The organism is Halomonas sp. KM-1 (assembly GCF_000246875.1).
GTDB lineage: Bacteria > Pseudomonadota > Gammaproteobacteria > Pseudomonadales > Halomonadaceae > Halomonas > Halomonas aerodenitrificans.
The window spans coordinates 1-8,629 of the sequence record NZ_BAEU01000077.1; the positions used below are offsets into that span (position 1 = coordinate 1).

At 63.4% G+C, this 8,629-nt stretch carries 6 protein-coding genes and 1 pseudogene; 1 reads left to right on the top strand and 6 read right to left on the bottom strand.

The window, feature by feature from the left end:
- Positions 1–523: pseudogene (locus B8115_RS08060) on the top strand (ABC transporter substrate-binding protein); the annotation flags it as partial.
- Between the two features lie 153 nt (positions 524–676).
- Here the strand turns inward: B8115_RS08060 and B8115_RS08065 are convergent.
- The 6 genes from B8115_RS08065 to B8115_RS08090 form a co-directional block, all read right to left on the bottom strand.
- A complete protein-coding gene (locus B8115_RS08065; protein WP_010627273.1) occupies positions 677–1,465 on the bottom strand; it encodes a cupin domain-containing protein in 789 nt (262 codons plus the stop codon).
- Positions 1,466–1,497: 32 nt separating this feature from the next.
- Positions 1,498–2,775 (bottom strand): FAD-binding oxidoreductase, encoded by a 1,278-nt coding sequence (locus B8115_RS08070; protein WP_010627274.1) that lies wholly within the window; start codon positions 2,773–2,775, stop codon positions 1,498–1,500.
- A complete protein-coding gene (locus B8115_RS08075) occupies positions 2,772–4,262 on the bottom strand; it encodes an aldehyde dehydrogenase (protein WP_010627275.1) in 1,491 nt (496 codons plus the stop codon). Before B8115_RS08075 ends, B8115_RS08070 begins: the two co-directional genes overlap by 4 nt.
- A gap of 102 nt (positions 4,263–4,364) precedes the next feature.
- Positions 4,365–5,675: an FAD-binding oxidoreductase gene (locus B8115_RS08080; RefSeq protein WP_010627276.1), complete on the bottom strand. Its 1,311-nt coding sequence runs from the start codon at positions 5,673–5,675 to the stop codon at positions 4,365–4,367.
- A 319-nt stretch (positions 5,676–5,994) separates the two neighbouring features.
- Positions 5,995–6,855 (bottom strand): GNAT family N-acetyltransferase, encoded by an 861-nt coding sequence (locus B8115_RS08085; RefSeq protein WP_010627277.1) that lies wholly within the window; start codon positions 6,853–6,855, stop codon positions 5,995–5,997.
- Positions 6,856–7,138: 283 nt separating this feature from the next.
- Positions 7,139–8,020, bottom strand: coding sequence for a GNAT family N-acetyltransferase (locus B8115_RS08090; protein WP_141638548.1), 882 nt, complete (start codon positions 8,018–8,020; stop codon positions 7,139–7,141).
- Between the last annotated feature and the right edge of the window lie 609 nt (positions 8,021–8,629).

The window sequence follows — 8,629 nt, forward strand, 5'->3', positions numbered from 1 at the left end:
TCGGGCGAAGTACCACCTGGAGCGCGCCGGCATCGGCAACCGTACGCTCCCCCTGGTGGCCTCCGAGGCCGCTACCGGCTCGGTGGACATGGCCCAGCTGATGCAGCTCTCGGCGCAGCAGATCGGGCTCAGGCTCGATATCCGGCGGGTGCCGTCGGACGGCTACTGGTCCAACCACTGGATGAAGCATCCGCTGGGCTTCGGCGCCATCAGTGCGCGGCCGACCGCCGACCTGATGTTCAGCCTGTTCTTCCAGTCCGAGGCCGCCTGGAACGAGTCGGGCTGGCGCAACGAACAGTTCGACCAGCTGCTGCTGGCGGCACGCGGCGAGACCGACGAAGCCAAGCGCAAGCAGATGTACGGCGACATGCAGGTGCTGATCCACGAGCACGGCGGCATCGGCATTCCGCAGTTCAGGAGCAGCATCGACGGCCACAACACCAAGCTGCGGGGACTGACCCCCCATCCGCTGGGTGGCCTGATGGGCTACATGTTCGCCGAGCACGTCTGGCTGGACGCCTGAGGATTGGCGCATCTGCGGTAAGACGCGGAACGTGAGAAGCGAGAAATGAGAAAGAAGAAGGGAGCGGCCACACTGGCCGCTCCCTTCTTTTTATTGCTGGTTATTATCGCTGGTTATTTATTGCTGGCGCGCAGCCAATTGTGTAACGAATTCTCAGGCCGGGCGGTAAATGGCGTACACCTTCTTCACATCTTCGCGGCTTTCCCAGCTCCATACCGCCCCTTTCTCGACCAGGCAGATATCGCCCTTGGTGTAGGTGCGAGTGGCGCCGCTCTGCTCAACGACCGTGACGGCCCCCGCCAGCAGGTGCATCAGCTCGTACTGCCGCGATTCCATGGCGCGGCGGTGGTAGGGAGTCGAATCCCAGGTGCCGCACATGAATTTCTCGTCGGCGGAGCGGTAGTCGGTATGGTTGCGGCAAGAGGGCGTCGGGCCGATCAGCAGCTCCACCAGGGGAGTGCCGGAGGGCTCCAACGTTGCCGCTTCGTCGATGGCGATCAGATTACCTTCACCGGCACTTTTACCCAGGTAGCGTATGTAGAGGAGGGTGGTGGGTTCCGGGCAGTGCCAGTCGAAGCCGGCGCCGGCACTCAACACGGCACTGGCGCTGTCGGCCAGCGCGAGCGTCTGGCCCTGGCGGTCCAGTGTCAGGCAGCCATCGCAAAGAATGATGAACTCATCGGCCGGCAGCTCGGCCACGCTGCCCGTGCCCGCTTCCAGTCGGATGGCGCCGATTTCGACCGGACAGGCGGGGATTGCCAGAGGGTAGCGGTTTGCCAGGAAGGCATCCGTTTGGCCGTCGGCTTGGCCAGCGGTGTCGGCAGTGACCTCCCTGGCGAACTGGCGCAGGTCGATGATGGAAGGGTGGGCTGGCAGGCTGGAAGCCTGGCGCGAGTCGAGCTGGCGTGGGTCGAGCTGGCGTGGGTCGAGAGAGTGCAGCATGAGAACCTCGGATCGATTATGGGTGGAAGTCTTCAGGGAAGCATGTCTTTCATGCGGTAATAGGCCCCCACGATGGGCAGGAACCAGGGCTTGCCCGTGTGCATGGGAACGGCTCGCCAGGACAGGCCCTCGAGCGGATTGGTGCCCTTGCGGCCCATGGCGATATCGGCGAGCACGTTGCCGATCAGGGTCGAGACCTGTGCGCCATGCCCCGAATAGCCCATGCCGTAGATCACCCCATCGGCGGTGCCGGCGCGCGGGTAGCGATCCTGGGTGCAGCCGACGAGACCGCCCCAGCAGTAGTCGATCTCCACGTCGGCCAGCTGCGGGAAGACCTCGAGCATTTGTTTGCGCAGCAGTTGCCCGGAGCTGACGTCCGTCTTCTGGTTCGACGCCGAGGAGAAGCGTGCCCTGCCGCCGAACAGCACGCGGTTGTCCGGGGTGAGGCGGAAGTAGTTGGCGATGTTGAGCGAGTTCGTGTAGTTGCGGTTGCCCGGCATCGTCGCTGCGACCTCTTCCGCGGTGAGCGGGCGCGTGACGATGATGAAGGAGGCAACCGACATCATCCGACGACGGAAATAGCCGAAGGTCTCCGTGGTGTAGGCATCGGTGGCCAGGATGACTTGCCGGGCGACGAGGGAGCCGGTCGGCGTGGTCAGTCGCCAGCCGTTCGGTACCCGCTCGCGAGCAATGACGGGATTGTGCTCCCAGATGGTTGCACCGTGACGATGGGCGGCCTGGGCCATGCCGACCGCGTAGCGCCCCATATGCATCATGGCGGATTTAGGCGACAGCACACCGCCGTGGAAGGCGTCCGAGCCCAGTTCCTTGCGCACGTCCTCGCGTGACAGCCACTCCACCGTGGGGTCGACCTCGCGGCGGAGCTCGTCGCACATGGCCTGCAGCTTCTTCACGTGGGAGGGCTTGGAGGCCAGCTTGATCTTGCCGCCCCGGCGGAAGCCGCAGTCGATCTTCTCTTCGTCGATGATCGCCTCGATCATGTCGATCGAATCGTCATAGGCTTGCCACAGGCGGCGCGCCTGGGCGTCGCCGAAACGCGCTTTGATGGCGCCGAAGCTGGCGAAATGACCGCTGTTGAGGTGCCCGCCATTGCGTCCCGATGCGCCATAGCCGACATGTTCGGCCTCGAGCAGGGCGACCTTGAGGCCGGATTTCGCCAGTTGCCGGGCGGCATTGAGGCCGGTGAAGCCTGCGCCGATCACCGCAACCTCGAACTCTCCCGAGACGGGGCCAGCCGCGGCCTGGTCGAAGGAAGCCGAGGTGTCGTGCCAGTAGGGTACGAATTTCATTGCTGCATCTCCTGCGAGAAGTCGACGAGCACGCTCTTTATTCTGAGGTTCGCTTCGTAGGCCTGGCGTCCGAGGTCCTTGCCGATGCCGGAGCGCTTGTAGCCGCCGGTGGGTATCACGAAGTCGGCGGTACGCCCATAACGGTTGATCCACACGGTACCCGCCTCGATGCCGCGCGCCAGCCGCAGGGCCCGGCCGATGTCCGCGGTATGCACACCTGCGGCCAGGCCATATTCGGGATGGTCGGCGAGGGCCTGGGCTTCCTCTTCGTCGTCGAAGGTCTGCACGGTGAGCACCGGGCCGAAGATCTCGTTCTTCACGGCTTCCATCTGCTGATCGACGTCGCTCAGGATGGTCGGCTGGTAGAACCCACCAGCGTTACCCATCGAGAGGCACTGCCCACCGGTGACGATGCGTGCCCCCTGTGCTGCGCTGCGCTGCACGATGCCATCGATACGTTCCATCTCGCGGCTGGAGATGATCGGGCACAGGGTGGTGTCCGGCTCCCAGGTGTAGCCGGCCTTGAGTTCCGCCACGATGGCGACGAGCCGCTCGATGAACCTGTCGGCGATGGAGCGCTGCACGATCAGACGCGAGCCGGCAACGCATACCTGGCCGGCGTTGGTGGTGATCGCTCGAGCCACGGTGCGCGCCGTTCTTTCCAGGTCGTGGACGTCGGCGAAGACCACCTGCGGGCTCTTGCCACCGAGCTCCAGCGTTACCGCCTTGGTACCGCTCTGCGCACATGCTGCCATGATGGCCGCGCCGGTTCGGGTCGAACCGGTGAAGGTCATCTTGGCAATCTTGGGATGACGGCACAGCGCATCGCCGGTGGTGAGGCCATCGCCCTGCACGACGTTGAAGATGCCTTCCGGCACGCCGGCTTCGACGGCCAGTTCCGCCATCCGCAGCACGCTGAAAGGCGTCATCTCGGAGGGCTTGAGCACCATGGCATTGCCGGCGGCCAGGGCGGGACCCACCTTCCATGAGGAGGTCACCAACGGAAAATTCCAGGGCACGATGGAACCGATGACACCGTAGGGTTCCGCGATCGTCATGCCGAGATGGTCGTTGCGGGTCGCTGCCACTTCGCCGCCGATCTTGTCCGCCCACTCCGCATAGAAGCGGATGCCCTCGGCGGTGAACGGCACGTCCCAGCCCGCCGCATCACGGATCGGTCGTGTCGAGCCCACGGCCTCGAGCGGTGCCAGTGTCTTGACGTCGGCTTCGATCAGGTCCGCCCAGCGCCGCAGGATGCGTGCGCGGTCACGCGGTGCGCAGCGTGCCCAGTCGCTGTACTTGTAGGCGTTCCACGAGTCCTGTACCGCCCGGTCGACGAGGTCGGCGTCCGCCACTGGCAAACCTGCGTAGGTAACGCCGTCGGAAGGCCGTTGCACATCGATCGCACTCGAACTGCCGGCGATGTAACGGCCGCCGATGAAGTGTGCACTGCGTACCGTTATCCGGTTCGGGTCAAAGCTTTCCATGACAACATCCTCTCGACAGTTCTCTCGACAGATGGGTAAGCCGGGGCGTACGAAGCCCGAGGCCTGGCTGGCAGGGCCGGCGGATGACTGCATCGATGCGGGTCATCGGCTGGCGCGCCACATTGCGATTCGGTCCTGCATTCCATAGCCCTGGATGACGGCCGGCATGAACCACGGATTGCCACGATAGAAAGGGATGCAGGGTGGCGGCCCGAAGTCGAAGGCCGAGCAGGCGTGCTCGTTGCCTCGCAACAGCTTGTGGGCTGCACGGGTTCCTACCCACGGTGCCCAGACCACGCCCGAGCCGCAGAAGCCGGTGGCGTAGAGCACGCCGTTCTTTTCGAAGATGCGGGGCAGCATGTCGCGGTTCATCGCCACGTTGCCGAACCAGCTATGGGAGAGGCGCACGTTCTCGAGCTCGGGAAAGCGTGTCACCAGCCCCTTGCGCAGGCGCAGCGTGGGTGCCGCTGGGTCGCCGACCCGGGAGCTGTCGCGGCCGCCCAGCAGGATTCGCCTGCCGTCGGGCGAGGGGCGGTAATAGAAGCCCAACTGCAGGCCTTCGCCCATCATCATTCGCTTGGGCATCAGCCGCGCCATCAGCTCGGGAGGAAGCTCCTCGGTGGCGATGATGCGGCTGCGGACAGGCACCAGGCGGCGGCGCAGGAAGGGCGTGGCGCCATCGGTGTAGCCGTTGGTGCAGACCAGGACCTGCCGCGCCTGAACCGTTCCGGCCGAGGTCGTGACGCGGAATCCAGTGCCTTCCCGCACTATCGCCGTCACGGCGGTGTGTGAGTGGACCGTCAGCCCCTCGGCCAATGCCACGCGCAGCAGTTCGGCATGGAACTTGGCCGGGTTCAGACCGCCGATGTCCATCCTGACCGTGCCGCCGCGGTAGAAGTCGGTGCCGATATAGTCGCGTTGCTCGCCGTGCGGAACGGCGTAGGACTCGATGCCCAGTCGCTTCGCCAGCGCCTCGGCACCGCGGGCCATGCTTTCGTACTGTTCATGGCCGATGGCACCGCGGAACAGGCCGCTGAGCTGGAGGTCGCAGTCGAGCCCTTCGGTCTCGATGAAATCGTAGAGAAATTCCCGCGCGAGCTTGCCTTCCGCCTCGATGGCCAGCGCCTTCTGCTCGCCGAAGCGGCGGCTGAGCGTGGCATAGTCCGGGCGAATGCTGCCGCTGGTGATCCCGCCGTTGCGCGATGAGGCGCCTTCGCCCGGACTCATGGCGTCGAAGGCTGCCACCGACCGACCTGCGCGAGCCAGTTCCAGCCCCGCCGCCAGACCGGCGTAGCCGGCGCCCACGATCAACACGTCGAGTTGCCTGGCCGGCGTTTGTTGCGGCAGTGGTTTGACGGGTGCCGTTTCCCACCAAAAGGACGTGCTCTGTTCGGCGATGTTGCGTTCGTGCATGGGAAGGCCTCACATCGAATATCAGGCGAGGATTGATATCGAGAGTTTCCCGGGCCGGCGGCCCGTCATGATAAGAAGTATGGCGCTTTAGTTTTCCGTAGAGTCGCCGAAACTCGAGGGGTAGGCGGCAGGAAACACCGAAAACGGCGCTGCTGTTGGTATATCGATCCGTGCCCTATGCAAGGGGTCCCTGCACTGTCATGGCATATCCGGGCAGCGCTAATCGCCATTGATTTTTGCCGGTGTCGAGAAAAGGAGAGGAGGGGCGCAACCGCCACCTCCTCTCCTGTTGGCCGTGATGAGTAATGACGTTCTGCGATCAGCCCAGCGCCTGGTTGATGATGGCGAACTGCTGCAGGCCGGGAGCCGGTACCGGTGCTTCGCCCTTGACCATGGCAACGACGGTATCGACCTGCAACAGGCCGAGCTCCTGCAGCCAGGGGCTCAGGTGACCGGCGTCGTGGACGTCGATACGGATGAAGGAGTCGACACGTGCCCCCATCCAGTAGCTGATCATGGCCTTGGCCCGCTCGGGAGAGGATGCCACTACCGGTCCGATCACGTAGCCGTGACCGAAACGCCGCATCAGGGCGAATCCGGTGAGCTCCCCCTGGTTGTCGAGCACCACGCCATCGGCGACCTGAAGCAGTTCGTTCAGCGCCGCTGCCCGGGGCATGCCGATGCCGGCTGTCGCCAGTGCGATCAGCTTGGCGCGATCGTTCACGCCCACCGGTCGTATGCGCTCTCCAGGCGGTGGCGCAACGAGTTCGGGCTGCACGACGGTGCCTTGGTGTTGGTGGACCGTGCCGATGGGTTTGAAGCCGAGTCGCTCGTAAAGCGGCTGACCCTCGGGGGTGGCGAGCAAGAGTGTATTGCGCTCGCCGATCAAGTCGAGAATCGACTCCATCAATGCGCGCCCAATGCCTTTACCCTGGGCTTCGGGTGACACGATGATCATGCCGAGCGTTGCATGATCGCTGCCGTGACTCCAGCACATGGCAGTGCCGATGACCTCACCGTTGCGCTCGGCAACGAAACCGCTGCCGAGACGATGCACGAGCTGCCAGTCTTCCAGGCGATGCGGCCAGCGTACCGCTTGCGAGAGTCGATGAGCGGCAGGTAGGTCGCTGCCCAACATGGGCCGATAGGTAATATCGGTATCAAGGTTCTGGACTGCCATAAGAAGTTCCTCCATAGCTCTTTGTACTCTGGCGTCTGCAGAGGGGCATTTCTAGGATGTTCTTGCCGATATGGAGGGCTGATTATGGTGGCGGGAAAATTCGGTAGTAATGTTCGGAGAGAGGGGATCGGGCGAAGGATAGTGCCGCTCTGAGCCGCGTTTTTAGCACGATATGAATAGGCTTTTTCTTGCTGCTGAGACTGCCGATGAAATGACGATGTACTTATGCACTCCGTCTTTTCAGACGGAGCGACATATGTTCAAGGAGGCTATAGAAAGTCGGCTAACCCAGGGATTGGTTCACCAGTGCAAAGGTGTGGACCTCGGTGTTCACCGGTTCCGTAGCGGTGGGTAGGGTCATGACCGACACCTGATCGTATTCCCGCATTCCGCAGCGCCCGAGAAACTCGGTGAAGTCACCCTCGGGTTGGGTGGTATCGACCCGGAGAAATCTTCCTGCATGCTTTTGCACATGAGGCGCAGTCAGGGCGATGGCGTCGGCGGAGTTCTTCGCTACGACCGGTCCAACGATATGTCCCCGGCCGAATCTGCGGCACAGGGCAAAGCCGGCGATATGGCCCTCCCGTTCGAGAACCGTGCCAGTGGAACGCCCGACCAGCTCTTCCAGAATGGCTGCTCTATCGGCGCCGAAGGCAGCCAGGTCGAGGCGGATGATGTCGGGGAGGTCCGTCGCTTTCAGTGGGCGAACCCGGCTGTCGGCCGGCAGCGAGACCTCGCCTGGATCGATCGCCGTGCCCTGGTGTTGATGCACGACGCTCACGGTCTTGAAGCCAAGGGCATGGGCGAGACGATAGGCGACCCGGGGCGCGATGATCTGAAGACGACGGCCGTGACACTGCTGCATCACGTGATCCATCAGCCAGCCGCCGCCGCCCTGGGCCTGCAGCTGTGGCGTGGTGATGACCATACCGATGGTGGCGAAATCGTTGCCCATCGGAAACCACATTGCCGAGCCGACGATCCGGCCGATCTTGTCGCAGCCCGCGAACCCCTGTCCGACCTTGAGCAGCATGCGCCAATCGTCTGGCCGGTGCGGCCAGCCGACACCCACCGACAGCTGGTGCAGCTTGCCGATATCGTTCTCCTCAAGGTCTCGCAGCGTCAGCTCATAAGTCTGCAGGCGCTTTGACGTCTCTTTGGACACCTGGCTCTCCATAAGTGGCTTTCCCTGGCAATTGGCAGTTTGGCAGCTGATAGGCGCCATGACTAGGACGTTCTTGCCGTGCCTACCCCTCTTCCAGCCTGCGCGACCGGTATGACTCTCTTGTCGCCGGGGCGGCTCCGGGTATGCGGCAGCTTCTGCCGTATGGTGTGGCCAATGCCAACGATTGTATGTGCGAGTGGGGCCAAAACGAACCAAAAGCGTTGTGCATTGGTGCTGTAATTGTTTCAACGGCTTGTTCACATCCGATGAGGCATGCGAGTCGAGTCTTTGGCTTGTTACGACGGGCGGGAGCAAGAGTATCGGCTTAGGCAGAAAGCGTCACGCGAGATAACGGTAATACCCCGGATTGCCTGAAGTGGCCCCTGGATAACGGCGCGCCGATATAACAACAGCAAGCAATGATGAGCGGATAGACGGAGGCACGATATGAAGAACAGGAACTTCCCTGGCCATGATCGGCGGGCCATGACGGAGCTGATGCGAACAACCGGTCAAGGCGGCCACGGTTTCACCCGGCGCGACGTGCTGCGCGGCATGGCCGCCGGTACCGTGCTGGCCGCCACCGCCGGTGGCTTGATGACCGGCGCG